Consider the following 22,493-nt stretch of genomic DNA (forward strand, 5'->3'; position numbering starts at 1 on the left):
GCCCCGATGATGGATTGGACAGCAATTAATGTGAATCAATAAGTTAAACGAGAATGGTGCAGTATTGGCGCATCGATGGCCGCCTTTTTGGGAGTAGCCCGTCGCTACGTGTATGTGCAATGCTTCGTTCGACACCGGGGAGCCGCCTTGAACCAGCCGACCATCCAGCAGCAGGCGATCGAAGGGTTGCGCGCGGCTGACGCCCACCGTGACTATTTGGTGATCAGCCACGGCGTAGGTCGTGAGTTGCACCACAAGCTCAGCCGCACCCTGGCGGAAAAGCAACGCCACGACCATTGCACTGTCTTTTTGACAACGTGGGGTGGTGATCCCAATGGCGGTTACCGCGCGGCCCGCGCCCTCCGGCACCACTACAAGCACATCCGATTGGCGGTGCCGAGTTACTGCAAGAGCGCGGGTACGTTGATCGCCATCGCCGCCGACGAGCTTGCGATCGGAGATCTCGGCGAGCTCGGGCCGCTTGATATTCAGGTTCGCAAGGGGTCTGAGCTTCAGGAAAACAGCTCAGGGCTCGATATAATGCAGGCCCTCCAGGCTGTGACTCACCACACTCAGGACGCGTTCCACCGCCTTATGTTGGGCACTCGTGGGTTCGGCTTGTCGACCAAACTGTGTGCTGAGTTTGCAGCTACGGTGGCATCCGGCATTGCGTCGCCCTTGATTAGCCAGATCGACCCGATCCGGCTGGGCGAGATGCAGCGAGCCACCCGGGTGGCGCTGGAATATGGACAGCGACTTAACCAGTACTCGAATAATCTCCGTGAAGGCGCCCTTGAGCGCTTGATCGGCGAATACCCGGCACACGGGTTTGTGATTGATCGCAAGGAAGCCGGTGAACTGTTCCACCGAGTTCACCATCTGAACGATGCGGAGGCGGTATTCTGCGATGTGTTCTGGCCGTACGTTGAACAGCAGCGCGATGCCGATCCGATCTTGATTGAATTCAACTCCGATGGAGCAGTAGGGGCGAACGATGAAAGCGCTAATCGACAAGGTGACCAGCTCGAAGCAGCCAACGAACCGGAGCGGGTGGACGAGCCCGAAGGTGATGGAGAGCGAGAACCAGGCGCTGATCAAGATCCAGCAGCGTCAGATGGACAAGGCCTATCAATTCGCGCGCTTAGCGTCGGGAGCATCCCGTGATCGGGATCGCGTAGAGTTCGCCGAAGCCGTCTGATTCAACTTGAATCACAGGCGAAGGCCCCACTAGTGTGGGGCCTTCTCTATTGGCGGGCTCACCGGTCTAGGCAGCACTCCGCTTCCGCTGTCCGTCCCACCAGTCCGCCACGTCGCGGGTATCGAATACCTCACCAGTCCGAAGTGGCAGCAGACCTGCAGCCAGCTTGTTGCGCATGGTCTTCTTGGTGGTGCTGGGGAAGAACTCAGACTGAATTTGGTCGAGGGTCATCGTCGGCCCGTGCTTGCCGAACAGTATCCAGAAGGTGGCGAGGTCGTTGGCGCTCATGGGGCGGCCGGCTCCTTGTGTTGCTTGCGGCGGCGTTTCTGTTCCTGCAGGGCCTTGGCCAGCGTTGCCTGCCCTGTCCGGGTGGCGACTCGCAGCGTGGTGATCAGCTCTGCCAGCTGCGCATCGCCCAGGCCGCGGACGTGGGTGGTGATCTGGTGCGGCTTCGGTTGCTTCGGTGTGCGGCTCATGCCTGCACCTTGGCCATCGCGGACTTGATCGCGGTCTGCCATGCGGCCACCTCATTTCCAGCAGCGTCGAGCAGGCGAACCAGCCCACGCTCCCCGGTTGGCTCGGCGCGGCCGCCTGCGCGTAGCACGGCAAGAACTTCGGATTGCTTCGTCAGCGGATGACGGGTGGCATGATCAGCGTCCATGGGACGGGCCTCGCGTGGGGATGGTCAGTTGCCGGCCTTCCAGCCGGTGATGGAATCGTCGCGGTCGTGCGGCGGTGTCGAGCCACGGGAACCGGCGGCGCAATGCGGCCTGCAGGCGGTGGCTGTTGGCATGGCGAAGGTGGCCGGCATAGCTGGCGGCTGTGGCTTGGATGCGGCGCAGGTCGGCAGGCGTAGCGCGCATCGCGCCGTAAGCGACGTGGGAGCGTCCCCAGTCGGCCAGCGCGGCCTTGGCATGGGCGACCACGCGGCGGCGCGCCAGCGTGTGCGAGGGGCGCACCACGTAGCCCAGGAAGTCGATGCCGTCGGCCAGCGGCCGCAGCTTCTGGTCCGCCTTGAGCGACAGCCGCAAGTGCTGCCCGAGGAAGCGCTCGATATGCGCCTGCCACGTGGCCAGCTGCTCGCGGTCGTGGTGCACGATGACAAAGTCGTCGACGTAGCGCAGGTAGCGCTTGGCTTTCAGCTCGTGCTTCACGAACTGGTCCAGCGCGTCCAGGTACACGTTGGCGAAGAACTGGCTGCTCAAGTTGCCGATCGGCAGACCGCAGCCCTTGGGCGCGTTGGCCAGGCGCTTGTGAGCCGGCACCAGCGCCAGTTCTTCGGGCGTTGCGCGCACCTGCACGCCCGGCTGCATCGCCGGGTGGCGCAATAGGGCATGCGTGGCGCGGCGGACCGGCTCTGGCAGGCCGTGCCGCGCCATGACCGGCTTCAGCTGGCCATACAGCGTGGCCCGGTGGATCGAGTTGAAGAAGTTGTGGATGTCCAGCTGCAGGTAGTAGCCGCCGCCCTGGCCGCTGGCCACCTGCCGCACGAATTGCTGCAGGCGCCGCACCGCCGCGTGGCTGCCCTTGCCGCGCCGGTTGGCGTAGCTATCGTGGATGAAGCGCGGCTCCCACAGTGACTCCAGCTGCGGCACCAGCCAGTGGTGCACGACGCGATCGCCGAAGTCGGGCGCGTGGATCTCGCGGGCCTTGGGCCGGGTGGCGATGAAGCACGTGCTGGGCCGCGGCGACCAGGTGCCAGCGGCCAGCTGTGCCTGCAGCTGCAGCAGGCCGCTGCTCCACTTGGCATCGAACGCCAGCTGGTTACGGCTGGGAACCTTGCCCCGCGCCGCACGGCGCCAGGCATCGAATAAAGCGCGCAGGGTCACCTCCTGCGCGGGCACCATGACACTCACCGGCCGGCAACGACCGGACCGCACGCACGAAGGCGTTGTTGTTGTCGCGGTGGTTGTTGTTGGCGTTGCCGTTGTTGAAGTTGACGATCCACGCGTAGGACGAAGCCGACGCATCCCTGCGCTCTTGAGACCCGGCCACACAACCGTGGGGTAGCGTGGCGTCGTCATAGGTTGGCCCCCGTGGAGGCGGCGCAGGTACTCAGTGTCTGGGCACGCCCCGGCGCAGCCTTGTGCGCCGGGCTCTGGCCCCTGTGGTGCTCTTGCTGGCGCTTCCAGCCGCCGGCCTGCTTGCCAAGATCCTCGACCTGGAGGATCAGGGCCTCGAACTGGCCAAAGCTGCGGAACGCCTTCACGCGGCTGCCCAGTTGCATGGTCAGCCGCAACTCATCGATGGCCCACTGCAGCTCGGTGATCCAGTGCAGTTGCCTGCCGCGATCGCGCCACGCCCGGTTCACCAGGCGCGCCACCTGCATGGCCTGCTCGCGCAGGTCTTTGCCGGTGGCGTGGCGGTGGTTGCGGGTGAAGCCCTGCACCGCCTGCTCGATTTCCACGAGCAGGCGGTCAGCGGCTTTGGCGATCGGTGGCAGGTCGTAGGCCATGACGGTCAGATCAGAAAGGCAGAGTTACTGACCGGCCGGCAACGACCGGACCGCACGCACGAAGGCGCTGAGGTAGCCGCGGTGGCTGCTGTCGGCGAGGCCGTAGCCGAAGTAGACGAACCACGCGCAGGACGAAGCCGACGCATGGATGGTGCTCGACCAGTACCAGTCAGACTTCGTGTCCGGGAACACCTCGGTGCCGATAGCCGGGTCGTACTTGGTGTGGTCAGCGAGAGCGAACAGCTCCTCGATGGTCGGCAGACGCCAGTCCGAATGGCCGGCCAGAGCGAGCTCAGCGCAGACCTTGCCGGCCTGCTCGTGGTTGACCTCTTCCTCGGTCAGGGTGGCCTTCGACCACATCAGGTTGAGGGCGGTGTCGGTGACGGTGCCGTCACCGTTGTCGATGAAGCGGGCCGGGGCGGACACGGCGGCCTGCACAGCGGATGCAACTGCGTTCATGGGATGCTCCTGGGGAAAGATCAGATGGGCAAAGTCACTGACCGGCCGGCAACGACCGGACCGCACGCACGAAGGCGTAGCTGTAGCCGCGGGGGTCGGCGTTGGCGCCGCCGAAGTCGAAGTAGACGAACCACGCGTAGGACGAAGCCGACGCACGCAGCGTGCTGGTCCAGTACCAGTCGTTCTTCGTGTCGGGGAAGGCGTCGGTGTCGATTGCCGGGCTGCAGCGGGTGTCATCCACCAGCGTCAGCAGCTCTGCCCGGGTCGGCAGGCGCCAGTCGGTGTGGCCGGCGAGGCTCAGATCGGCGCAGGTGGCCTCGGCCATCGCGTGGTTCACGTTCTTGCTGGTGTTGGTCAACTTGGACCACATCAGCCTGTTCACCGTGTCGGTGATCGTGCCGTCGCCGTTGTCGACGAAGCGCGGGCCAGCAGGACGTCCACCGCGCAGCGCATCAATCGCGTGCAGCATGTCGTCCAGGGTGTTGGCACAGCCCAGCTCGGTGCTGATCTGGGTCAGTGCCTCGGCCATTTCATGCGGCTCGGCTGGCACCAGGTCATCGTTGCCAGGACTGATCTGCAGAACCTGCGAGGCGATCAGCTCGCCGTCGAGATGTGGGGTCAGCTGCAGCGTTTGGTCGAAGCCCGAGCGGTGGTCGGTAAGACGGATGGAAAGCGGATACATGAGGCGTCCTCGGGTCAGGTACGGTCGGTCGGGGTGATGGCGTGCACGCGCCCAGCCGGCGCCGGCGGGCGGCGATGCTTCACCCCCTCCAGCTCGGCCCGCAGGCGCTCGATCTCGTTGCGGTCGCGGCGCCACTCTTCGGCGCGCTGCAGGTACGCCTGGCGGTTGACCAGGTTGCCGGCGTGCAGCTCGGCCTCGGCCACTTCCTCGAGGAAGTCCGGGCCCGACAGGCTGGCGGTATTGCTCTCAAACATGCGGATGCTCCTATCAGGCGACGTCGGCCAGATCGCCGTCGTCGATGTCGTCGTTGGTGGAATCGGTTTGGGTGGACAGGCGGCGCTGGCGGGCGCGCCAGCTGGCCTCGTTGAAGTCCTGAACCGTCATCAGCGGCTTGGAGCAAGCGCCTGGCGCCAGCCGCTCGATCACGCCGCCGCCTGCCTCGAAGGCCGCCACGTCGGCAGCCAGCGCCTCACGCATCGGCCGGCGCGCTTCCACTTCGTTGCGCATGTAGCAGCTGTTTAGCCCCGTCCGGCGCGGCTGCGGTTCGGCGTGACGCCCGACTGCCGCCTTGATGGCCGCGGTGCGGTCCCCCAGCACGGCCGCAACCGCCCGGCGCTTCCGGCTGTCGTCGCGCTTGATGTGGGTCGCCACCGCCACCGGGTCGGCATAGCCCGAGCTGGGGCGCTTGCGGCGAGCCTTGCCGCCCGGCACCTGGTTGGCCGCCACGCGCCCATCCACTAGCGCGGTGGCCGTGGCCCTGAAGTGCGTCACGCCCTCGCGCACCACGCGCACCACCTTGCCCTGCTTCTCCAGCGTGCTCAGCGTGCCGGTCATGTTGTTGGGCTTGCAGCCCGGCTCCAGCGCCACGATCAGCCCGCGTAGGGTCACGCCCTTGGGGTGCTTGGCCAGGTGCTCGTGCACGCGTTGGGAGCGGCCGTTGTAGCGTTCGTGCATGGTCATGCCTTCGCCCGCTCCGCCGCTTCGCCGGCCAGCGCCGCGTACGCGGCGCGGTCGGTGTGATCGTCCAGGTGGTGCCCGCCGGCCGTGGCCCGCGCCAGCTTCAGCAGCTCCATGAAGTGCCAGCCTTGCACCTCGGTCAGCGCGTGCCCGGTGATCGCGTTGAAGGCGGTCACGCAGCGGCCCATGGACCGCTCACCCTGCGGGCAGTCGCGCAGCGCAGCGCGGTTGTCGATGGCTTGGGCGGCGTCGCGCAGAATGGCCGGCGCGGTGACTGTGTCGAAGCGGTTGGCGTCGCGGATCTCTTCCATTTGCTCGTCGGTGAGGAATTCGTCGGGGTTGCGTTCCACGTAGGCGCTACCGTGGTGCATGTGGACGGGCTCCACGGGCTTGGGGCGTGGGTAGATGGGCGCGGTGTCGGCCATCAAATGGCCCTCCCGTGCACGTGCCAGAACAGGTCGGCCAGCTCACGCGGGATGTCCGCGAGGCTCTTCGCCGCCAGATAGGCGCGCTCGATGATGTAGTCCTCGCGCTGGCCGGTCGGTGCTCGGCCAACGCCCAGGCGGTCCCGCAGCTTATGCAGGTCGGCCTCGTCGGCGCTCTTGATGATGGTCTCGATGTCCACGTCGACGTCGGCATCGATGTAGACGCGCTCGGACACGCTCACTGTGATGGTGCTCACGCCGCACCAGCCTTCGCCGCCTCAGCGTCGACCAGCTGCTCAGCCGCCGCCACGCCCTTCGCCGTCAGCGAAATGGCCGTGGGGAACATCGGCTGGTCAAACGCGACCAGTCCGTCGCATTCCAGCGTGTTCGCCATGCGCGACGTCACCACGCCGGCCTCAGGCTGGCCCTTGCGGCCAAAGCCGCCGCGCACGCGCACTAGCTCACCGCCGGGCGCGTTGATGGCGAGGCACAGCGCCTCGCGGTACTTCGGTGTCAGAGGGGTGCTCATGCGATCCTCGGGCGGACTCAAGCCGCGTTGATGGTGGCCAGCGCCGCACGCACACGGCCCAGGGCGGAAAGGGGGATGCGGGTGTGCGCATCGCGCCAGCGCAGCTCAGCGATGGCACGGCTGATGTGCGGCACCGTGGCCACGCCGCAGCGCGTGCACTCCACGTGCCAGTTGCTGGGGCAGGGCAGGCCCACCCGGTGGCCCGTGGGCGCGCCACGGGTCTCCACCAGCTGCGGGCGATGCTTCGGGGCGCACACCGGCACGTCGGCCGGCAGAGGACGGCTGATCTGGAACATGCTCAGGACTCCGTGGTGCCGTGCAGGCGCGTGCGGCCGGTGCGGCGCAGGATGGCCGCGCGGATCTCGTCGGCCGTGCGCGTGCACGGGCGGGTTTCGTCGTTCACCGGCACCTGCCCCGGCGCGAACCCGCGCGGGTCGGCCGGGTCACGCGGCGCCGGGATGGTGGCGAGGTTGGGCAGCTGGTCCAGCTTCACGCCGCGCCACCGTGCGCATAGCGCTCCGACAGCGGCTTGCCGGCCACGTCACGGCAGCCCTGGTGGATGGCCCAGCCGCTGGAAGCGCCCCGGTCCAGTTCGCCGAAGGCGACGGCCAACGCATGGCGGCGGCGCTCATCAGTGGCGCCCAGCACGCGGGCCCGCTCATTGATGGCGCTGCGCACCGTGCACAGCAGCTGCGGCCTGGGCAGGCGGACGATCGTCGCGGCTTGGGCCGCGGCGCTGGTCTGGGAGTGGCCTCGGGTGAATCCGAACATGGATGCGCCTCCGTGTGATCAGGAGGGCGGCCGGGCCAGCGCAGGGGAGGACGCTGGCCCGGCTTACCGCTGGCCGGTCCAGGGGAGGAGACCGGGGCGGGTGCCCTGCCGGCAAGGGAGAGCCGGCGAGGGGTATAGTTAGGCATGCCTTATGCGCCTGTCAATAGGCGCGCCTAATTTTCTGGTGGGGGTGGAAGTAGATGCACCTTCCGGGTAAGGTCCGGAGTCTGAGTAGCGGGGACTGCTGCCAGGCTCAATGCACGTCGCCGGTGCTTCGGGGAGCGCGGCGCACTTCTGGACGGGTCTAGATGGATGGCATTTCGATTGTCGCGCTGCTGATGGTTATCGCAGCGGTGTTTCTGTATCTGCTGCCATGGGTTGTCGCTGCACAGAGAGGACGCGAAGGACACGTTCTCATCGGCGTCCTCAACATCCTGCTGGGCTGGACGGTTCTAGGCTGGCTCGCACTGCTCATCATCGCCTTCACCGGCGAGAGCGAGGGGCGTAAGCATCAGCGCGACGAAGAACTGCGATTGCTGCGCCAGATGGCAGCAAAGAATCAGGAATCCTGATGCCGTGCGGCGGCGTCAGCCGCCTTGCCGGTAGACGAATTGTCCCTTGATCTGCAGCAGGTCCGCTTGGTGGGGCAGTACCCGCTCCTCTGGGTAGCGGCTCTTATCCGGGTTCAAGCTCTCTAGTACCCAGCTGCCTTCAATATCTCGGCGCATGCGCTTGATCTTCAGCCCATCAGGGTGCGAGATCAGGAAGATCGCGCCTGATTTCGGCTCAGTCTTCGACTTGTCGAAGATCACGATGTCCCCATCCACGATGTAGTCGGCCATGCTGTCGCCGTCCGCGAATACCGCGAACAGGTCATCTGGCCGGACCTTGTAGCGCGCGAACCAGCTAGGTTCCTTGATGAGCGGGGGTCGGTCCTCAAGTTCCCAGGTAAGTGCGCCGCCGCCGCAAGAGCCTCGCGCGTCGACCAGATCGATCGCGACCCCAGTCGAGTACTCGCCGCCCGCCTCGCGCACGGCGTAGGCGGGCTGGGACGCGGTTCCGCTTGGACGCATGGGACCGCGGCCGGTGTCTAGCCATGTGGGATTGACGTTCAGCGCACTGGCGACGGCCAACAGGCTCTTCCCGCGCAGGGACTTGGTCTGACCAGAAAACCAATCGCTTACAGACGGCGGCTTCACACCGGCGAGGCGCGCCAGATCGGCCTGACTGGGTGGGTTCGCCATCGCCGCTAGGGCCGATTCAAGGCGCTCTTTTAGGGTCGTTGCCATTAGGACAGCCTAATTTTCATGAAGGTAGGTTTGCCTATTGCAATTGCCGTTAGGTGTGCCTATCCTCTGCTTCCATATGAACGACTCCGAGATCATCGACCGCCTCGGCGGCACGGTCCAAGTAGCCCGGCTCTGCCGGGTTCGCCCGCCGTCTGTGAGCGAATGGCGGACGCGTGGAATCCCAGCAGCACGCCGTCAGTTCCTTGAGCTGCTGCGCCCTGATGCGTTCAAGGATCCCGAACCCGCGCGCCGAACCACGGCCGCGCCCAAGGGGGGCGACGCGGCCCAGACAGCTGAAGTTCCGGTTCAACCGATAGACGAGGCCGCCTGAGATGCGCCTATCAGTGTTGGCCCTCGATCTCCCGCCGAGCCGCCTCTGCCCCGAAGGCGGTAAGTGCCTCGGTGTCGACGTTTCGGCCAGTGGCGTTGCACCAGGCGACAAATTCGCCGGAACGCACCTTTGCCTTGATGGCCCGGAAGCCTTGGTCACGCAGGCGTTTGAGGTTTTGCTCCGCTGCGGCTTCCCATTCGCCGAACGTCCGGTGCCAGCTTCGGTTGGGAAGGACGGCCTTGAATGACTCGTAGTCGTCGGCTTCAAACCACGGGTGGCCAACGGCCTGAATCTGTTGCTGCATTGCCGGTCTCCGGTGTTGTTGGGTGGGTTGCACTCCCAGCCTACACCGGGGCCCGGCACCCACTCGTGCGGGAGGCCGCCTGACATGGCCTCACCGGGGGAGCGGGCGCTGCACATCGTTGTCATCCTTGGCTGGCTGGTCACGTGGGCCCTGGTGCTGCACGTGGTGGCCGGCATCGTCCGGGCGCACCGCGAACAGCACGGCCACAACACCCAGCGCACCGGCCTCCACGTGGAAGGCCCGAAGGCTGGTCATCTGCAAGCGCGTTCTCGTCTCCATGGCCGCGACTGTGCCGGGCAGCGTGGGGTGCGCGCATGAAGGCTGCGACGCAATTCCTGCCACTTCGCTCACAGGTGATCTACCGCCACACGCGCACCATGCTCGACCAGTCGGCGCTGTGTGTGCGCAAGTTCGCCATGCGTGTGGCCGAGCAGTACATGCAACAGGTCGCGCCCGACCAGCGCCAGTGCAAGTTCCGCTGGGGCGTCACGCTCGATGACCTGGTCAAGGCCGAGGTCCACAACGCGCAGATCCTCAGCCGCTATATGGACGGCACCGTCAAGGTGCTGCCCGCTGACCTCGAGGATGCGTGGGTCTGCGCGCTGCCCGAGCCCTACCGCAGCGAGTGCGAGCGCGACCTTGCACGCCGCCGCGGCACGCTGGCCGTCAAGCTGGCCGCCCCCGGTGAAGCCGGGCAGGCCGTGAGCCTGGGCCAGCTGATGATGCAGGTGGGCGAGCTGTGCGAAGCCCTCGCCCCGGCACTGGCCGATGGCCAGATCACCGATGCCGACCTGCCGCACGCCCGCCGCATCCTCAACGAATCCGATGACGTGATCGCCGCAGTGCTCGCGCTGCGCCGCCAGATCACCGACCTGCTGCCCGAGGGTGAGCGCCGCAATGGCTGAGCGCGCCACCGCATGGGTCAGCAAACCGAGCGCCACGTGGCGAGTGCTCATCCGCACCGCCTTCGCCATCGCGCACCAATTTCCACACCGCCTGCCCACGGTCGAAGAGCTGCAGGACGCGCACGGCATGTCGCGCGCCACGGCCTACCGCTGGCTAGCGGATTTGAAGCAGGCAAGGGGAGGGAGCCATGCCGGATGAGCTGGATCGTCTGCAGGACATGACCGAGCGCCACATGGTCGACGCGCTCAAGCACCACGCCGAGCGGCCGCAGCGCCCGGGCCTGACACACTGCGAGATGATGGACTGCGGCGAGCCAATCAGCGCACAGCGTCAGCAGATGGGCGCCCGCCTGTGCGTGACCTGCCAGACGGCAGAGGAAGCACAGGCAGCCCACTTCCGTACCTGGAGCCGCCGGTGATGGCCGCGCGTCCGCGCCTGCCGCAGGGTGTGCGTGCAAGCGATCGCCCCGCGTGCCCCAACGCCCACGCGCAGGCCGGCCTTGCCCGCGCACGTGCGGCGCTACTGACCACCGACCCCGCCGTCGTCACCGACCTCGATGCGATGGCGCAGCGCGAGCAGTGGCGTCGCGACGATGAGGCGCGCCGCACTGCCCAGCGTGAGCTGGCGTTGGAGGTTGGCCGGTGAGCGCCAGCCGTTGCATGCACCACGCGCTGCGCATCGCCGCCACGCCCGTCGACTCGTGGCCTGAGCAGATCAAGACCATCCCGGAAGCGTGCTCATGCCCGGAGTATTGCGGCCAGCCGCACGGCTGCCGTGAGCGCAATGCCGACTACCTGCGGATGCAGTGGCGAATCAAGCGCACGCGCCAGCAGGCAAAGGCGGGGGGGGCATGACGCAGACCAGCTTCAACGTCGAATCCATCAAGGCCGGCGCCGATCTGGTGGCGGTCGTCGGCCGGTATGTGCAGCTCAAGCGCGCCGGCAAGGAATTCACCGGCCTGTGCCCGTTCCATAACGAGAGCTCGCCCAGCTTCACCGTGATCCAGGCCAAGGGCTTCGTGCACTGCTTCGGCTGCGGCGCCCACCATGACGTCATCGGCTTCGTCCAGGCCATCACCGGCTGCGACTTCGTCGAGGCCTGTCGCCAGTTGGGCGGCGGCGACTTTTCCACGGCCCGCGCCGATGTGCGCCAGGACGTGGAAGAGCCCCTCGATGTCACGTGGGTGCCGCTGATGCCTGTCCCCGACGATGCGCCAGACCTGATGGGCGGCGGTGAGTGGACCGTTCCGATCTGGAACGTGAAGCGCGGCAAGCTGCGGCGCATGAAGCCCTCGCGCGTCGACGCCTACCGCGACGCGCAGGGCCGTCTGCTGGGCTACGTCCTGCGCGCTGACATCGTCGACCGCGACACCGGAAAGGTGACCAAGTGGACGCCGCAGGTCACGTGGTGCGTGGGCCCGGATGGCAAGCGCCAGTGGTGCCTGCAGCACTTCCAGACGCCGCGCCCACTGATGGGGCTCGATGCGCTGGCCGATAAGCCGGCTGCTCCCGTCCTGGTGGTGGAGGGCGAAAAGTGCCGCGCGGCTGGCGCTGGCGCGTGGCAGCAATACGCGGTGGTCACGTGGCCGGGTGGCAGCAACGGCATCGGCAAGGTCGACTGGTCGCCCCTCGAAGGCCGCGACGTGGTGCTGTGGCCGGATGCGGACGCCGCAGGCGCGAAAGCGATGCTGGGCTGGAGCAATGACGCGGGCATGTACACGCCGGGCGTGGCGCAGCTCGCAGCGCGCGTGGGTGCGCGTTCGATTCGCATGATCGACACAGCTGGTCGTCCCAAGGGCTGGGACGTGGCCGATGCCCTGCAGGTCGACGGGTGGACAGCGCGACAACTGGCGGCATGGGCCGCCAACCGTGTCATCGACGTCACGGTAATGCGGGGATGAGCCAAGTGAGCCGAAAGGGGATCACCGTCATTGACGGCGGCAAGAAAGGCACCACGCCACCGGGTGGCGGGGCCGATACGGATGAGTGGAAAGGCAAGCTCACGCGCAACCGCGACGGCTACGTCGAGGGCACGCTGCACAACATGATGCTGATCATGGAGCACGACGACCGGCTGGCCGGCCTGTGGTGGCTCAATGAATCCAGCAACCAGGTGGTGCTCAGCCGCGACCCGCCGTGGAAAGGCGGCAACCGCGAAGAGTTCACCGACTCAGACAGCTGCGAGCTTGCGGCTTGGCTGCAGGACCCCGACACGTACTGGGCGAAATGCAGCGACGACACCGTACTGAAGGCCGTAATCGCCGTCGCGCGGCGCCACCGCCGGCACCCCATCCGCGAATACCTCAGCGCCCTGAAGTGGGACGGCACGCCCCGCGTGGAGCGCATGCTGGTCGACCTCTTCGGAGCGCCCGACAACGCCTACAGCCGGCGCGCAGCGCTGTGCTTCGCGGTAAGTGCCGTGGCCAGAATCCTGTGGTTTGATCCCAAGCAGCCGTTCGTCGGCGCCCAGGTCGACTTCATGCTGGTGTTGGAAGGTGAGCAGGGCAAGCGCAAGTCCAGCGCCCTGCGCGCCCTGTTCGGCAGCAACTGGTTCGTCGAAACGTCCGAGTCGCCAAGCGGCAAGGACTTCTATCAGGTGATCCAAGGCTGCTGGGGCGTCGAGATCGGCGAGATGGACAGCTTCAGCAAGGCGGACGTTACCAGCGTCAAGACCGCCATCACCCGTCGTGTCGACAAGTTCCGTGCCCCGTATGACCGCGTCCCGCGCTCCTACCGCCGCGAATGCGTGTTCTCCGGCACGACCAACGAGCACCAGTACTTGCGCGACCCCACGGGCGGCAGGCGCTTCCTGCCGGTGCGCTCAGACGGTGAAGTCCAGATTGCTCAGATCGAGGCCCTGCGCGAACAGCTATGGGCCGAAGCGGTGCACCTGTTCGGTGAGGGCTTCGAGTGGTGGGAGTTGCCCGCCGAGGCGGCTGAGGAGCAGGCCGCTCGCTACATCGGCGACAGCTGGGAGGGCCGGGTGGAGCGCTGGCTCGACTTCAAGATGGATGAAGACAAGTACCCGTCGAGGCTGAAGTTCAACGCGGGTGGACCGGAGTGGGCCACCACTGACGAGATCCTCACCTATGCCATTGGCGCCGATCCGACCAAGCACGGCAGGCCAGAGCAGATGCGCATTGCCGCGATCATGAAGACCCTGGGGTGGGAGAGCCATCGACGGCGGTGGCCGGGCGGTGGCAGGGAGCCGCGCTGGTTTCGCGCCAGCGTGTCGATCGATGAGTGGCTGGGCCAAGCGGCCAGCAAGGGGGTGGGTGATGCGCCACCGTTCTGACCACACCTCACCGCCATTGTCCGGACCTGTCCAGACCTCTGTCCACACCTCGGGCCAAGCGCGGCGGGGCCGTCCACACCGTCCACACCTTTTGCGCGCACGTACGCGAGGGGAGGCCGCCGTCTCCCCTTGCTCAAATATCTCCATTAGGTGTGGACAGTGTGGACAGTGTGGACAAGCTAAGCAGGTCAATGGGTTCAGCCGTCCACACCTAGCCGACGTGGTGCGGACGGTCTGGACGGCGGCGGGTCACGGGTCCTCCCCAGCCCGCTCAACCACGGGCTGCAGGGCGCGCAATTTCGCGCAAGTGTCAGGCGCGGAACTTTGGTTCCGTGGGGTTCCGGCTGGGGTTGCGGCATGACGGAACTGGTCTTTGCCAACACCACGGAGTTTGCCGAGCTGCTGGGCGTCTCGGACTCCTACGTTCGCCGACTCAAGCGCGACGGCAAACTGGTCCTGGACGGGGAGCGCATCGTTGTCGCCGCGTCCATTGCCAAGCTCGGGCGTGTGCTCGATCCCGCCAGGGGCGGTGACCGGACTGGGAAGGCCGCGGCGAGCTCGCCGCCGGCGGACGGAGCGACTGGCGCGCTGCCGCTTCGCCCGTCGGGTCCGGGCATCGACTACAACGTCGAGGCTGCACGCGAGCGCCGGGCCAAGGCGCAGCTCGCTGAGCTGGAGCTGATGCAGCAGACCGGGCAGCTGGTCGTGGCCGCGGCAGTCGATGCCCGGGTATTCGGCATGGCGCGAGCTGGGCGCGAGGCGATCATGGCGCTGCCGGACCGCCTGGCCACCCTGCTGGCCGCGGAGTCCGATGCGGTGAAGGTGCACGCGATGCTGACGGCCGAGTGCCGCAAGGTCTGCGAGCACCTGGCGAACGCCGACCTGGCTCGCGACGTGGCGCCGCTGGAGGCCGCGGCGTGACGCTGGACGTTGGCAACTTCGATCACCCGCTTGCCGACCTGGCCGTCGTCGTTGGCGCGTCGTGGCAGCGCGGCTGGGCGCTGCCTGAGCCGCTGATGGTCAGCGAGTGGGCCGACCGGCACCGCATGCTGACGCGCGAGGGTGCGGCCGAGCCTGGCCTTTGGTCGACCGACCGCACCCCGTACCTGCGCGAGATCATGGACGTCCTGTCCGACGAGCACCCCTGCAAGAAGGCGGTGCTGGTGAAGTGCACGCAGGTGGGCGGCACTGAGGTGCTGAACAACTTCGCCGGCTACATCGTGCACCACACGCCCGGCCCGACCATGGTGGTGATGCCCACGGAAAAGCTGGCGCAGCGCTGGTCCAAGCAGCGGCTGGCGCCGATGATCTCGGCGAGCCCCGCGCTCAACGGACTCATCGCCTCGGCGAAGTCCCGCGATGGCGGCAACACCACCCTGATGAAGGAATTCCCGGGCGGGCTGCTGGTAATCGCTGGCGCCAATTCCGCCTCGGACCTGCGGTCGATGCCGGCGCGCAGGATCCTTGCCGACGAAGTCGACGAGTATCCGGATGACCTGGACGACCAGGGCGAGCCGCTTGAGCTGGCGGAGCGCCGTGCCTCGACGTTCGTGCGCCGCAAGGTGTTCGTCTGCAGCTCACCCAAGCTGAAGGCCACGTCCGTGGTGTGGCGCGAGTACATGCTCAGCGACCAGCGGCGATACCACGTGCCGTGCCCGCACTGCGAACAGCGCCAGGCGCTGGTGATCGACCAGCTGACGGATGACGGCCGCTACGTGTGCGTCGGGTGCGGCCAGTTCATTGAAGAGCACCACAAGCCCATGCTGCTGGCATTGGGTAAGTGGGTAGCCGAGAACCCGGGCAGCGAGATCCCGGGATTCCACATCAATGCGATGTATGCCCCGATCGGCCTCGGCTACACGTGGCTGGAAATCGCCCAGATGCGTGCGGCGGCTGAGCGTGACCCGGCCAAGCAGGTGTCGTTCACCAACACCATCCTCGGTCTGCCTTTCGAAGGTGAGCGGATCCAGCAGGACCCGACTGAGGTGCAGCGCAGGGCCGAACCTGGCGTCATGGTTGGTGTGGTGCCGCACGGGGGCTACATCCTCACCATCGGCGTCGACTGCCAGCATGATCGTTTTGAGGCTGTGGTTGTGGCGTGGGGGCGTGGTCAGCGCGCCTGGGTAGTCGACTACGCCGTGATCGAGGGTGATCCGTCAAAGCCAGACGGCTACGGCGAGCTCGACGCGTGGTTGCAGCGCGCCTATGCCAAGCACAGCGGTGCACTGATGGTTGCGCGGGCGGTGGCCATCGACGGCGGCAACTGGACCGAGCAGGTAGCGCAGTTCATCCGCGCCAAGGTGCAGCGCTCCGGCGCGGCGCGGATGGTCAAGGTGGGGGGCGGCTTCCAGCAGCAGTTCATGTACGTCGTGCGCGGTCGCTCGTCGGACTCTGACCGCGTGGTCTATAAGCCCCGCAAGACCGAGGTCAACGCCCGTGAGAAGACCATCGCGCGCAGCGTCGGTGTGTGGGGTGTCGGTACCGACGTGGCTAAGCACATCCTGTTCGGCCGCATCGCTGCCGACGGCAAGCTGGCGGAGGAGAGCTCCCGTGTGGGCGAGGAGCCCTACGCCCAAGCCGCTGAGTTCATGATCCGGTTCCCGGGCGGAACCGGCGACGCGCCGGAGCCGGGCAAGCCCACGTCGGGCGCGCTCGACGCGGCGTACTACGAGGGGCTGACCTGCGAGTACTTCGACCTGGTGGCCAAGCGCTGGATCAAGCCAAAGAACAAGCGCAACGAGCCAGTGGACACGCTGGTCTATGCGTACTGGGCGGCGCTGTGCCCCGCGGTGAAGATCGACCTTGTCCGCGACCACGAGTGGGCCGCGCTTGAGGCTTCACTAGAGCCGGTGGTCGCCGACCTGTTCGCCGCACCGGCCCAGCCTGTGGGTTCACGTGAAACGCCAGCAGCACCGCCGCCCGAGACAGGGCGCAATGATTCCCGTGAAACAAATCAGCGCCGAGAAGGCGGGCGCGGCATCGTGGAGGGCGAATGGATCATTCGGTAACGAAGGACACCGACCGGACAGAGGCGCTACGCCTGGAGCTGGTGCGAGCGGTGGTAGAGGGAACAGGACTGAGTGAGCAGATGGCAATGCCGTATGCCAACAGCATCCTGACGTACCTGCAGCGCGAGCACCCAGGCGAACGCTTGTACGTGCCGGCGCCTGCGCGCCAGTACGACGTCCTGCAGATTCAAGCAGCGCTGCAGCGAGGCGCATCTGTGGCCAAGGTGTGTCGGGACTACGGGGTCTCGCGAGCGACCCTGCATCGTCTCTTTCCGGGCGGGCTGCCAGTTCGGGCCGATGAAGCGGCGTGATGTCTCACGTTTTGGCAAAACGTGAGACAACGGATTCTGTGGCCCTTGCTGTGCAAGGCTTCTAGAAGCGACTGTCTCAGACTTTGCCTAAACTTGAGACAGTGACGTCGCCAAAGTGGTCATGTGGCGACCGTCAACGAACAACGTCTTACCAACTACCTGGCTGCCGAGCAGAAGATCCTGCTCGGGCAGTCATACCGTATGGGTGACCGCGAGGTGCGCCGCGCTGACCTCGCCGAGATTCGTGCAGAGATCGCGCGGCTTCAGTCACTGGTCGCCCGCGAGAAAGCTCAAGCCGCCGGCGGCGGCAGTGGCTTCAGGCAGGCCAACTTCGGATGACTGAGAAGGCCGCCCGCCCGGGAATCATTGACCGCGCCATCAACGCGGTCGCGCCCGTTTGGGGCGCCCGCCGTATGCGGGCCCGTGCCCAGATCGAAACCCTGGCCGGTGTGCATGAGGCCACGAAGCAATCGCGCAGCCGCAAGATTGCCCGCGATGGCGGTAACGGCAATGCGATTGCGGGTCAGGATGCGGCGACGTTGCGTGACCAGGCGCGTCATCTTGAGCGCGACCTGGACCTTGCCCGCGGTGTCCTCAACACGCTGGTGCAGAACATCGTCGGCACGGGCATCGACGTGGAGCCGGCGCCGCGCCTCCCGGGCCAGCCGATCAATGAGGAACTGGCCCAGCAGCTGGACCATCTGTTTGTCGACTGGTGGGAGCGCCCGGAGGTCACGTTCCGCCACGATGCTGGCGGCATGCAGCGCCTCCTGGCGCGCAGCTGGCTCCGTGACGGCGAGGCGTTGTTCCAGCACGTGCAGGGCTACAGCGCCAGCTTGGACCATGGCAGCGTGGTGCCGTACTCGGTCGAGATGATCGAGGCGGACATGCTGCCGCTGACGATGCGCGATGCCGCGCGCAACATCGTGCAGGGTATCGAGCTGAATGCCTGGGGCCGACCGCTGGCCTACCACGTCTACAAGAGCCACCCCTCGGACGCCTACGCCTACGGGCGCCCGGAGACCAAGCGGCTGCCGGCTGACCGCGTTGAGCACATTGCGCTGGTGGACCGCATTGGCCAGCTGCGCGGCTTGAGCATCTTGGCGTCCGCGATGAACCGCCTCGAGGACATCAAGGACTACGAGGACAGCGAGCGGATCGCGGCCAAGGTGGCGGCGTCCCTGACAGCCTTCATCAAGAAGGGCCAGCCGGGCGAGTACGCCGACGGTAGCGGGGCGGCGAGCGGCCTGCTCACTCCTGGCGGCAATCGCCAGTACCGCGACATGCGCATGGTGCCTGGTTTGATCATGGACGACCTGCTGCCGGGTGAAGACATCGGTCTCATCGACAGCAAGCGCCCGAACCCCAACGCCGCCACCTTCCGCGAAGGTCAGCTGCGCGCTGTGTCGCGTGGTGTCAGCACCACCTTCAGCAGCCTCGCCGGCAACTACAACGGCACCTATTCCGCGCAGCGGCAGGAACTCATCGAGCAGTGGGCGGCCTATGCCGTGCTGGGCGAATGGTTCATTGCCCAGGCGGTGCGCCCGATGTGGCGCAAGTTTGTCGAGTCCGCCTACATGGCGGGCTTGATCAAACTGCCGCGCGGCTGGACCGACCTGCGCTACCTGTCGGCGGCGACCTTCGTGCGCCCGGCAATGCCCTGGATCAACCCACTGCACGAGGTGCAGGCGCTGGAGGTCCAGGAGGACCGCGTCTGGCTGCCGACCTCCGAGATCATCCGCCGCCGTGGCGGTGATCCACGCGATGTGCTGCAGCAGCAGGCGGCATGGCTGCGCCAGCGCGAAGCCGCAGGCCTGCCAGCCTCGCCGGCCACTCCGCTGCGCGTCGACACCGAAACTGAGGGAACCGCATGAACCCAACCACTCTTTCCACCGCGCTGGTGATGGCGATGGCCACGGCGGGTGCCGTGTTCGCTGGTGGCTCCATCGTCAGCGTCCGCGCCGCTGCCGGCGGTACCGTCGGCGAGCTTCGCATCTACGGCCCCATCGGCGAGTCGTTCTGGGGCGACTCGGTCACTGCCGCCAGCGTTGTGGAGCAGTTGGACCAGCTCAACGTCGCCACGGTGAACGTGCGCATCAACAGCCCGGGCGGCTCGGTCACCGATGGCCTCGCCATCTACAACGCCCTGGTCCGCCACCCCGCCAAGATCATTGTCACGGTCGACGGTCAGGCCGCGTCTATCGCGTCGCTGATTGCCATGGCCGGTGATGACGTGGTCATGCCGGCCAACTCGCTGCTGATGGTGCACGCCCCATACCTGTATGCCGGCGGCAATGCCAACGACATGCGCGACTTCGCTGAGCGCCTGGACACGCATGCCGCCGCGATGGCTGAGAGCTACATCGCCAAGACCGGCAAGCGCGAGGACGTCGAGGCCATGTTGTCGGACGGCCGTGACCATTGGTTCACCGCGGCGGAGGCCATCGAGTTCGGCTTTGCCGACCGGACCGAAGAGACCGCAGCCGAAGCACCCGACGACGCCGCGGCTGCAGCCGCGCTGGTCGGCTACCTGAGCGCCATCGCCAAGGCGCCGACGCCCATCCATTCGCAGCTGCGCGGCCACATCCAGGCGGCCGCCAGCGAGCGCGTCTTTACCTCGCTTGCCGAGGCAACCCAGCGGGCGGTTGTCGCCCATATCGAGGATCCACAAATGAAGCAGCGTTTCGAAGCCATCATCATGGCGAACGCCGCCGGCGGCGCTGCCGCCCCGGCAGCCACGCCCGTCGCCGCCGCGCCTGCGCCTGCCGCAGCGGCCCCGGCGGCCCCGGCGGCCACGCCGACCGCCGCGGATACCCGCGTCGCCATCATCGCAGCGCAGCGCGATCGGAACACCGCGATCCTGGCGGCGTCTCGTGCGCACGCCACCAACCCGCAGATCGTTGCGCTGCGCGACGAAGCCCTGACGGATCCGGACTTCACCGTCGACATGTTCAACGCTCGCGCGATGGCGATCCTGGGCAGCCAGGCCACGCCGGCGGCCGCCACGCCCAGCGCGTCGGCTGGCACCGACGAGCGCGACCAGCGCCGCACCGCGATGGCGCAGGCCATCGATGCCCGCCTGGGCCAGACGCAGGCGGACTCCGCCAACCCGTTCCGCGGCTTCGCGCTGCGCGAGATCGCCCGCGAATGCGCGGCGGCGGCCGGCGTGAACGTGCGCGGCATGGACCCGATGGAGATGGTGCAGGCCGCCATCACGCACAGCACCAGCGACTTCCCCTACCTGCTGGGCAACACGGTGCGCCGTGCGGTCATGGCCGGCTATGAGGAAGTGCCAGAGGTTTTCCCGCAGTTCACCCGCGCCATCTCGGTGCCGGACTTCCGCAAGACCAGCCTGGCTGGCCTGGGCAACTTCATCGGCATCACCGAGGTTGGCGAGAACGGCGAGTACAAGTACGGCAAGTTCAGCGATCGCGGCGCCGAGGTCCAGCTCAAGAAGCTGGGCGGCATCTTCTCGATCAGCCACGAGGCCATCGTCAACGATGACCTGAACCTGCTGAGCAACGTGCCGCGCAAGATGGGTGCCGCCGCCAAGCGCGCCCTGGGTGACCGCGTGTTCGCGCTGCTGACCGGCAACCCGAAGCTGGCCGACAACGTCGACCTGTTCCACGCTGACCACAAGAACCTGGCCACCGCGGCCGCGTTGTCCACCGCCACCGTCGACGGCCTGCGTGCGCTGATGGCCAAGCAGATCGTGGACGGCGCCTCGGTGCACGTGCCGCTGAAGTACCTGCTGGTGCCGGTGGGCCTGGGCGGCCTGGCGCGCCAGATCCTCGCCTCCGAGTTCGAGATCGGTGGCGGCAAGAACCTGACCGCGCCGAACTACATGCGCGGCCGCTTCGAAGTCCTCGAGGACCCGCGCCTCGACATCGCCAGTGCCACCGCCTTCTACGGCGTTGCCGACCCGGCGGTCGCCGACTCCATCGTCATCGCGTACCGCGACGGCGTGCAGGAGCCGAGCGTGTCGCAGAAGGAAGGCTGGAACGTGGACGGCATCGAATTCAAGGTCCGCCTCGAAGCCGCCGCCGCCATCGCCGACCACCTCGGTCTGGCCAAGAACCCCGGCGCGTGACGGGAAGGGTGGGTGGCTGACTAGCGCAGCCACCCACCGCTCGCGCAACCCCTTCCTTATCGCCAACCCGGAGAACGATCATGGCGAAGAATTACATCCAGCCCGGCGAGGTCCTCGACCACGTCGCAGCCGCCGCCCTCACCAGCGGCGTCCCCTTCCTGCTCGGAAAGCGCCTGGCAGTTCCGTTGGCCGATGCGGCCATCGGCGAAACCGTCGCCGTCCAGGTCAAGGGCGTCTTCAGCCTCACCAAGGTCACCGCCGACGTGGTTGCCCAGGGCGCCGTACTGTACTGGGACGACACCGCCAAGAAGCTGACCACCACCGTGGGTACCAACACGCTGGCCGGTTACGCGGCAGCCGCGGCGTCGGGCACCGAGACCACCGTCAACCTCGCGCTCAACGCCTGAGCCATGCAGCTCAGCGCCCGCGACCTGAAGCGGCTTGAAGGTGTCCACCCGGACTTGGTCCGGGTGGTCACCCGCGCCGCGCAGGTGACCGATATCCCCTTCATGGTGATTGAAGGGCTCCGCACGCGTGAACGCCAGGCGGAGCTGCTGCGGGCGCGCAAGAGCACCACGATGAACAGCCGCCACCTGACCGGTCACGCCGTAGACCTGGTCCCGCTGGCGGACACCGATGGCGATGGTGACATCGAAATCTCATGGCGTTGGCACGACTACTTCCGGCTGGCCCCGGTGATCAAGTCCGTCGCGATCGAGCTGGGTGTTCAGCTGGAGTGGGGCGGCGACTGGCGTGACTTCAAGGACGGCCCCCACTGGCAGCTGCCGTGGAAGGCCTATCCCGCAGCCCTGGGGGGGCACTGATGCGAGACGAAGCGATCCAGACCGTGGCGCAGTACACGCCGGCAGCGGCAGGTGCAGCGGGCATGGTGGTGCTCGGGGTGCCTCAGGGGATGCTGATCGCGGCATTCCTGGGGGCGGCCCTGAGCTTCTACTTCCAACGTGGCGAGCGCGAGACCCGTATCCCGTGGATTGTGTTCGGAGTGATCGCGATCGCGTTCGCCGGCGCCTGGGTTGCAGTCGCCATTCCGCACCTTGACGTGATGAACATCGGTGACACCGCCGGCAAGGTCGATGCGCGTGCGCGGGCCGGGTTGTCCGCGCTGGCATTCCAGTCGCTGTGGAACTTCTGGCACCGGTGGGGCGACCGCAAGGTGGAGGGTTCCTGATGCTTCTATTGCTGCTGAAGCTGCTGAATCTGGCAGCCTGTGCGCTGGTGTGCGCCGTCGCGCTGTTCTTCTACCTGCGGCATGCGCGCCCTGCCTGCCTGCGCCACCACCTCAACCAGATCGGGCTGCTGGCCATTTCCGTTGGTGCATTTGCATCGGCGGTGGCCACCCTGCGCGGCATCACGCCGGACTGGCCTTCGGTGGCGCTGCACTTGGGCGTGGCCATGTTCGCCGGCAAGTCCATCTGGGATTGGCGCGTGGCGCGCCGGGTGCGGCTGCCATGAGTCTAGACCCC

Annotated in this window: 37 protein-coding genes; 20 read left to right on the top strand and 17 right to left on the bottom strand. The window is 66.9% G+C overall.

Annotated features, from left to right (window positions below):
• The first annotated feature begins 147 nt into the window (after positions 1-147).
• Positions 148-1,164 carry an SDH family Clp fold serine proteinase gene (locus tag ACYVBS_RS13585; RefSeq protein WP_460824264.1) on the top strand — a complete coding sequence of 339 codons (1,017 nt, stop codon included), beginning with the start codon at positions 148-150 and terminating at the stop codon, positions 1,162-1,164.
• Between the two features lie 100 nt (positions 1,165-1,264).
• On the opposite strand, the gene ACYVBS_RS13590 is transcribed toward ACYVBS_RS13585, so the two are convergent.
• From ACYVBS_RS13590 to ACYVBS_RS13660, 15 genes are all read right to left on the bottom strand, one after another.
• Complete coding sequence (locus ACYVBS_RS13590) at positions 1,265-1,486, bottom strand: hypothetical protein (protein ID WP_460824265.1); 222 nt, start codon at positions 1,484-1,486, stop codon at positions 1,265-1,267.
• Positions 1,483-1,674 carry a hypothetical protein gene (locus tag ACYVBS_RS13595; RefSeq protein ID WP_460824266.1) on the bottom strand — a complete coding sequence of 64 codons (192 nt, stop codon included), beginning with the start codon at positions 1,672-1,674 and terminating at the stop codon, positions 1,483-1,485. The genes ACYVBS_RS13590 and ACYVBS_RS13595 overlap by 4 nt, the downstream gene beginning before the upstream one ends.
• Complete coding sequence (locus ACYVBS_RS13600) at positions 1,671-1,859, bottom strand: hypothetical protein (RefSeq protein ID WP_460824267.1); 189 nt, start codon at positions 1,857-1,859, stop codon at positions 1,671-1,673. Before ACYVBS_RS13600 ends, ACYVBS_RS13595 begins: the two co-directional genes overlap by 4 nt.
• Positions 1,849-3,045 (bottom strand): RNA-directed DNA polymerase, encoded by a 1,197-nt coding sequence (locus tag ACYVBS_RS13605; RefSeq protein ID WP_460824268.1) that lies wholly within the window; start codon positions 3,043-3,045, stop codon positions 1,849-1,851. Before ACYVBS_RS13605 ends, ACYVBS_RS13600 begins: the two co-directional genes overlap by 11 nt.
• Positions 3,046-3,218: 173 nt before the next feature.
• The gene (locus ACYVBS_RS13610; protein WP_460824269.1) at positions 3,219-3,653 is read right to left on the bottom strand and encodes a four helix bundle protein; all 435 of its coding nucleotides are present in this window, start codon (positions 3,651-3,653) and stop codon (positions 3,219-3,221) included.
• Positions 3,654-3,677: 24 nt separating this feature from the next.
• Entirely contained in the window at positions 3,678-4,112 is a 435-nt protein-coding gene (locus ACYVBS_RS13615; RefSeq protein ID WP_460824270.1) for an Lcl C-terminal domain-containing protein, read from the bottom strand.
• Positions 4,113-4,146: 34 nt separating this feature from the next.
• Positions 4,147-4,794 carry an Lcl C-terminal domain-containing protein gene (locus tag ACYVBS_RS13620; RefSeq protein ID WP_460824271.1) on the bottom strand — a complete coding sequence of 216 codons (648 nt, stop codon included), beginning with the start codon at positions 4,792-4,794 and terminating at the stop codon, positions 4,147-4,149.
• Positions 4,795-4,808: 14 nt separating this feature from the next.
• On the bottom strand, positions 4,809-5,048 hold the full coding sequence (locus ACYVBS_RS13625; protein WP_460824272.1) for a hypothetical protein: 240 nt from the start codon (positions 5,046-5,048) through the stop codon (positions 4,809-4,811).
• A 13-nt stretch (positions 5,049-5,061) separates the two neighbouring features.
• Positions 5,062-5,754, bottom strand: coding sequence for a hypothetical protein (locus tag ACYVBS_RS13630; protein ID WP_460824273.1), 693 nt, complete (start codon positions 5,752-5,754; stop codon positions 5,062-5,064).
• Positions 5,751-6,176 carry a DUF6378 domain-containing protein gene (locus tag ACYVBS_RS13635; protein WP_460824274.1) on the bottom strand — a complete coding sequence of 142 codons (426 nt, stop codon included), beginning with the start codon at positions 6,174-6,176 and terminating at the stop codon, positions 5,751-5,753. Before ACYVBS_RS13635 ends, ACYVBS_RS13630 begins: the two co-directional genes overlap by 4 nt.
• Positions 6,176-6,433, bottom strand: coding sequence for a hypothetical protein (locus ACYVBS_RS13640; RefSeq protein ID WP_460824275.1), 258 nt, complete (start codon positions 6,431-6,433; stop codon positions 6,176-6,178). The genes ACYVBS_RS13635 and ACYVBS_RS13640 overlap by 1 nt, the downstream gene beginning before the upstream one ends.
• Positions 6,430-6,705: a hypothetical protein gene (locus tag ACYVBS_RS13645; protein WP_460824276.1), complete on the bottom strand. Its 276-nt coding sequence runs from the start codon at positions 6,703-6,705 to the stop codon at positions 6,430-6,432. The genes ACYVBS_RS13640 and ACYVBS_RS13645 overlap by 4 nt, the downstream gene beginning before the upstream one ends.
• A gap of 17 nt (positions 6,706-6,722) precedes the next feature.
• Positions 6,723-7,001: a hypothetical protein gene (locus tag ACYVBS_RS13650; RefSeq protein ID WP_460824277.1), complete on the bottom strand. Its 279-nt coding sequence runs from the start codon at positions 6,999-7,001 to the stop codon at positions 6,723-6,725.
• 2 nt (positions 7,002-7,003) lie between these two features.
• Entirely contained in the window at positions 7,004-7,198 is a 195-nt protein-coding gene (locus ACYVBS_RS13655; protein WP_460824278.1) for a hypothetical protein, read from the bottom strand.
• Complete coding sequence (locus ACYVBS_RS13660) at positions 7,195-7,476, bottom strand: hypothetical protein (RefSeq protein ID WP_460824279.1); 282 nt, start codon at positions 7,474-7,476, stop codon at positions 7,195-7,197. The genes ACYVBS_RS13655 and ACYVBS_RS13660 overlap by 4 nt, the downstream gene beginning before the upstream one ends.
• Before the next feature lie 308 nt (positions 7,477-7,784).
• Here ACYVBS_RS13660 and ACYVBS_RS13665 point away from each other — a divergent pair, with 308 nt between their 5' ends.
• Complete coding sequence (locus ACYVBS_RS13665) at positions 7,785-8,048, top strand: superinfection immunity protein (protein WP_460824280.1); 264 nt, start codon at positions 7,785-7,787, stop codon at positions 8,046-8,048.
• A 15-nt stretch (positions 8,049-8,063) separates the two neighbouring features.
• Here ACYVBS_RS13665 and ACYVBS_RS13670 read toward each other — a convergent pair whose 3' ends face one another.
• Positions 8,064-8,765 carry a S24 family peptidase gene (locus ACYVBS_RS13670; RefSeq protein WP_460824281.1) on the bottom strand — a complete coding sequence of 234 codons (702 nt, stop codon included), beginning with the start codon at positions 8,763-8,765 and terminating at the stop codon, positions 8,064-8,066.
• Positions 8,766-9,106: 341 nt separating this feature from the next.
• On the bottom strand, positions 9,107-9,400 hold the full coding sequence (locus ACYVBS_RS13675; protein ID WP_460824282.1) for a hypothetical protein: 294 nt from the start codon (positions 9,398-9,400) through the stop codon (positions 9,107-9,109).
• Positions 9,401-9,484: 84 nt separating this feature from the next.
• On the opposite strand from ACYVBS_RS13675, the gene ACYVBS_RS13680 reads away from it, so the two are divergent.
• The 18 genes from ACYVBS_RS13680 (at position 9,485) to ACYVBS_RS13765 (ending at position 22,482) form a co-directional block, all read left to right on the top strand.
• Positions 9,485-9,718, top strand: coding sequence for a hypothetical protein (locus tag ACYVBS_RS13680; RefSeq protein WP_460824283.1), 234 nt, complete (start codon positions 9,485-9,487; stop codon positions 9,716-9,718).
• On the top strand, positions 9,715-10,305 hold the full coding sequence (locus tag ACYVBS_RS13685; protein ID WP_460824284.1) for a hypothetical protein: 591 nt from the start codon (positions 9,715-9,717) through the stop codon (positions 10,303-10,305). Before ACYVBS_RS13680 ends, ACYVBS_RS13685 begins: the two co-directional genes overlap by 4 nt.
• Positions 10,298-10,504 carry a hypothetical protein gene (locus ACYVBS_RS13690; protein ID WP_460824285.1) on the top strand — a complete coding sequence of 69 codons (207 nt, stop codon included), beginning with the start codon at positions 10,298-10,300 and terminating at the stop codon, positions 10,502-10,504. Before ACYVBS_RS13685 ends, ACYVBS_RS13690 begins: the two co-directional genes overlap by 8 nt.
• On the top strand, positions 10,494-10,724 hold the full coding sequence (locus ACYVBS_RS13695) for a TraR/DksA C4-type zinc finger protein (RefSeq protein ID WP_460824286.1): 231 nt from the start codon (positions 10,494-10,496) through the stop codon (positions 10,722-10,724). The genes ACYVBS_RS13690 and ACYVBS_RS13695 overlap by 11 nt, the downstream gene beginning before the upstream one ends.
• Positions 10,724-10,951 (top strand): hypothetical protein, encoded by a 228-nt coding sequence (locus ACYVBS_RS13700; protein WP_460824287.1) that lies wholly within the window; start codon positions 10,724-10,726, stop codon positions 10,949-10,951. Before ACYVBS_RS13695 ends, ACYVBS_RS13700 begins: the two co-directional genes overlap by 1 nt.
• A complete protein-coding gene (locus ACYVBS_RS13705; RefSeq protein WP_460824288.1) occupies positions 10,948-11,160 on the top strand; it encodes a hypothetical protein in 213 nt (70 codons plus the stop codon). Before ACYVBS_RS13700 ends, ACYVBS_RS13705 begins: the two co-directional genes overlap by 4 nt.
• Positions 11,157-12,206 (top strand): CHC2 zinc finger domain-containing protein, encoded by a 1,050-nt coding sequence (locus tag ACYVBS_RS13710; protein WP_460824289.1) that lies wholly within the window; start codon positions 11,157-11,159, stop codon positions 12,204-12,206. Before ACYVBS_RS13705 ends, ACYVBS_RS13710 begins: the two co-directional genes overlap by 4 nt.
• A 5-nt stretch (positions 12,207-12,211) precedes the next feature.
• Positions 12,212-13,600, top strand: coding sequence for a virulence-associated E family protein (locus ACYVBS_RS13715; RefSeq protein ID WP_460824290.1), 1,389 nt, complete (start codon positions 12,212-12,214; stop codon positions 13,598-13,600).
• Positions 13,601-13,957: 357 nt separating this feature from the next.
• On the top strand, positions 13,958-14,521 hold the full coding sequence (locus ACYVBS_RS13720; protein ID WP_460824291.1) for a hypothetical protein: 564 nt from the start codon (positions 13,958-13,960) through the stop codon (positions 14,519-14,521).
• Complete coding sequence (locus tag ACYVBS_RS13725) at positions 14,518-16,608, top strand: phage terminase large subunit family protein (protein WP_460824292.1); 2,091 nt, start codon at positions 14,518-14,520, stop codon at positions 16,606-16,608. Before ACYVBS_RS13720 ends, ACYVBS_RS13725 begins: the two co-directional genes overlap by 4 nt.
• Entirely contained in the window at positions 16,593-16,919 is a 327-nt protein-coding gene (locus ACYVBS_RS13730) for a hypothetical protein (RefSeq protein WP_460824293.1), read from the top strand. Before ACYVBS_RS13725 ends, ACYVBS_RS13730 begins: the two co-directional genes overlap by 16 nt.
• Positions 16,920-17,042: 123 nt before the next feature.
• Positions 17,043-17,258, top strand: a complete 216-nt coding sequence (locus tag ACYVBS_RS13735; protein ID WP_460824295.1) for a primosomal replication protein PriB/PriC domain protein — start codon at positions 17,043-17,045, stop codon at positions 17,256-17,258.
• Between the two features lie 74 nt (positions 17,259-17,332).
• Entirely contained in the window at positions 17,333-18,793 is a 1,461-nt protein-coding gene (locus ACYVBS_RS13740) for a phage portal protein (RefSeq protein WP_460824296.1), read from the top strand.
• Positions 18,790-21,009 (top strand): ClpP-like prohead protease/major capsid protein fusion protein, encoded by a 2,220-nt coding sequence (locus tag ACYVBS_RS13745; protein WP_460824297.1) that lies wholly within the window; start codon positions 18,790-18,792, stop codon positions 21,007-21,009. The genes ACYVBS_RS13740 and ACYVBS_RS13745 overlap by 4 nt, the downstream gene beginning before the upstream one ends.
• Positions 21,010-21,089: 80 nt before the next feature.
• Positions 21,090-21,416 (top strand): DUF2190 family protein, encoded by a 327-nt coding sequence (locus ACYVBS_RS13750; RefSeq protein ID WP_460824298.1) that lies wholly within the window; start codon positions 21,090-21,092, stop codon positions 21,414-21,416.
• Positions 21,417-21,419: 3 nt separating this feature from the next.
• The gene (locus ACYVBS_RS13755; RefSeq protein ID WP_460824299.1) at positions 21,420-21,833 is read left to right on the top strand and encodes a M15 family metallopeptidase; all 414 of its coding nucleotides are present in this window, start codon (positions 21,420-21,422) and stop codon (positions 21,831-21,833) included.
• Complete coding sequence (locus ACYVBS_RS13760) at positions 21,833-22,198, top strand: hypothetical protein (RefSeq protein ID WP_460824301.1); 366 nt, start codon at positions 21,833-21,835, stop codon at positions 22,196-22,198. Before ACYVBS_RS13755 ends, ACYVBS_RS13760 begins: the two co-directional genes overlap by 1 nt.
• Positions 22,198-22,482 carry a hypothetical protein gene (locus tag ACYVBS_RS13765; RefSeq protein WP_460824302.1) on the top strand — a complete coding sequence of 95 codons (285 nt, stop codon included), beginning with the start codon at positions 22,198-22,200 and terminating at the stop codon, positions 22,480-22,482. The genes ACYVBS_RS13760 and ACYVBS_RS13765 overlap by 1 nt, the downstream gene beginning before the upstream one ends.
• Positions 22,483-22,493 lie beyond the last annotated feature (11 nt).

It is taken from the genome of Lysobacter olei, assembly GCF_054777355.1.

Excerpts from the sequence above, each read along its gene's own strand:
- ACYVBS_RS13590 (WP_460824265.1), bottom strand. The coding sequence starts at position 1,486 with ATGAGCGCCAACGACCTCGCCACCTTCTGGATACTGTTCGGCAAGCAC.
- ACYVBS_RS13595 (WP_460824266.1), bottom strand. The coding sequence starts at position 1,674 with ATGAGCCGCACACCGAAGCAACCGAAGCCGCACCAGATCACCACCCAC.
- ACYVBS_RS13600 (WP_460824267.1), bottom strand. The coding sequence starts at position 1,859 with ATGGACGCTGATCATGCCACCCGTCATCCGCTGACGAAGCAATCCGAA.
- ACYVBS_RS13605 (WP_460824268.1), bottom strand. The coding sequence starts at position 3,045 with ATGGTGCCCGCGCAGGAGGTGACCCTGCGCGCTTTATTCGATGCCTGG.
- ACYVBS_RS13610 (WP_460824269.1), bottom strand. The coding sequence starts at position 3,653 with ATGGCCTACGACCTGCCACCGATCGCCAAAGCCGCTGACCGCCTGCTC.
- ACYVBS_RS13615 (WP_460824270.1), bottom strand. The coding sequence starts at position 4,112 with ATGAACGCAGTTGCATCCGCTGTGCAGGCCGCCGTGTCCGCCCCGGCC.
- ACYVBS_RS13620 (WP_460824271.1), bottom strand. The coding sequence starts at position 4,794 with ATGTATCCGCTTTCCATCCGTCTTACCGACCACCGCTCGGGCTTCGAC.
- ACYVBS_RS13625 (WP_460824272.1), bottom strand. The coding sequence starts at position 5,048 with ATGTTTGAGAGCAATACCGCCAGCCTGTCGGGCCCGGACTTCCTCGAG.
- ACYVBS_RS13630 (WP_460824273.1), bottom strand. The coding sequence starts at position 5,754 with ATGACCATGCACGAACGCTACAACGGCCGCTCCCAACGCGTGCACGAG.
- ACYVBS_RS13635 (WP_460824274.1), bottom strand. The coding sequence starts at position 6,176 with ATGGCCGACACCGCGCCCATCTACCCACGCCCCAAGCCCGTGGAGCCC.
- ACYVBS_RS13645 (WP_460824276.1), bottom strand. The coding sequence starts at position 6,705 with ATGAGCACCCCTCTGACACCGAAGTACCGCGAGGCGCTGTGCCTCGCC.
- ACYVBS_RS13650 (WP_460824277.1), bottom strand. The coding sequence starts at position 7,001 with ATGTTCCAGATCAGCCGTCCTCTGCCGGCCGACGTGCCGGTGTGCGCC.
- ACYVBS_RS13660 (WP_460824279.1), bottom strand. The coding sequence starts at position 7,476 with ATGTTCGGATTCACCCGAGGCCACTCCCAGACCAGCGCCGCGGCCCAA.
- ACYVBS_RS13665 (WP_460824280.1), top strand. The coding sequence starts at position 7,785 with ATGGATGGCATTTCGATTGTCGCGCTGCTGATGGTTATCGCAGCGGTG.
- ACYVBS_RS13670 (WP_460824281.1), bottom strand. The coding sequence starts at position 8,765 with ATGGCAACGACCCTAAAAGAGCGCCTTGAATCGGCCCTAGCGGCGATG.
- ACYVBS_RS13675 (WP_460824282.1), bottom strand. The coding sequence starts at position 9,400 with ATGCAGCAACAGATTCAGGCCGTTGGCCACCCGTGGTTTGAAGCCGAC.
- ACYVBS_RS13680 (WP_460824283.1), top strand. The coding sequence starts at position 9,485 with ATGGCCTCACCGGGGGAGCGGGCGCTGCACATCGTTGTCATCCTTGGC.
- ACYVBS_RS13685 (WP_460824284.1), top strand. The coding sequence starts at position 9,715 with ATGAAGGCTGCGACGCAATTCCTGCCACTTCGCTCACAGGTGATCTAC.
- ACYVBS_RS13690 (WP_460824285.1), top strand. The coding sequence starts at position 10,298 with ATGGCTGAGCGCGCCACCGCATGGGTCAGCAAACCGAGCGCCACGTGG.
- ACYVBS_RS13695 (WP_460824286.1), top strand. The coding sequence starts at position 10,494 with ATGCCGGATGAGCTGGATCGTCTGCAGGACATGACCGAGCGCCACATG.
- ACYVBS_RS13700 (WP_460824287.1), top strand. The coding sequence starts at position 10,724 with ATGGCCGCGCGTCCGCGCCTGCCGCAGGGTGTGCGTGCAAGCGATCGC.
- ACYVBS_RS13710 (WP_460824289.1), top strand. The coding sequence starts at position 11,157 with ATGACGCAGACCAGCTTCAACGTCGAATCCATCAAGGCCGGCGCCGAT.
- ACYVBS_RS13720 (WP_460824291.1), top strand. The coding sequence starts at position 13,958 with ATGACGGAACTGGTCTTTGCCAACACCACGGAGTTTGCCGAGCTGCTG.
- ACYVBS_RS13730 (WP_460824293.1), top strand. The coding sequence starts at position 16,593 with ATGGATCATTCGGTAACGAAGGACACCGACCGGACAGAGGCGCTACGC.
- ACYVBS_RS13740 (WP_460824296.1), top strand. The coding sequence starts at position 17,333 with ATGCGGGCCCGTGCCCAGATCGAAACCCTGGCCGGTGTGCATGAGGCC.
- ACYVBS_RS13745 (WP_460824297.1), top strand. The coding sequence starts at position 18,790 with ATGAACCCAACCACTCTTTCCACCGCGCTGGTGATGGCGATGGCCACG.
- ACYVBS_RS13750 (WP_460824298.1), top strand. The coding sequence starts at position 21,090 with ATGGCGAAGAATTACATCCAGCCCGGCGAGGTCCTCGACCACGTCGCA.
- ACYVBS_RS13755 (WP_460824299.1), top strand. The coding sequence starts at position 21,420 with ATGCAGCTCAGCGCCCGCGACCTGAAGCGGCTTGAAGGTGTCCACCCG.
- ACYVBS_RS13760 (WP_460824301.1), top strand. The coding sequence starts at position 21,833 with ATGCGAGACGAAGCGATCCAGACCGTGGCGCAGTACACGCCGGCAGCG.
- ACYVBS_RS13765 (WP_460824302.1), top strand. The coding sequence starts at position 22,198 with ATGCTTCTATTGCTGCTGAAGCTGCTGAATCTGGCAGCCTGTGCGCTG.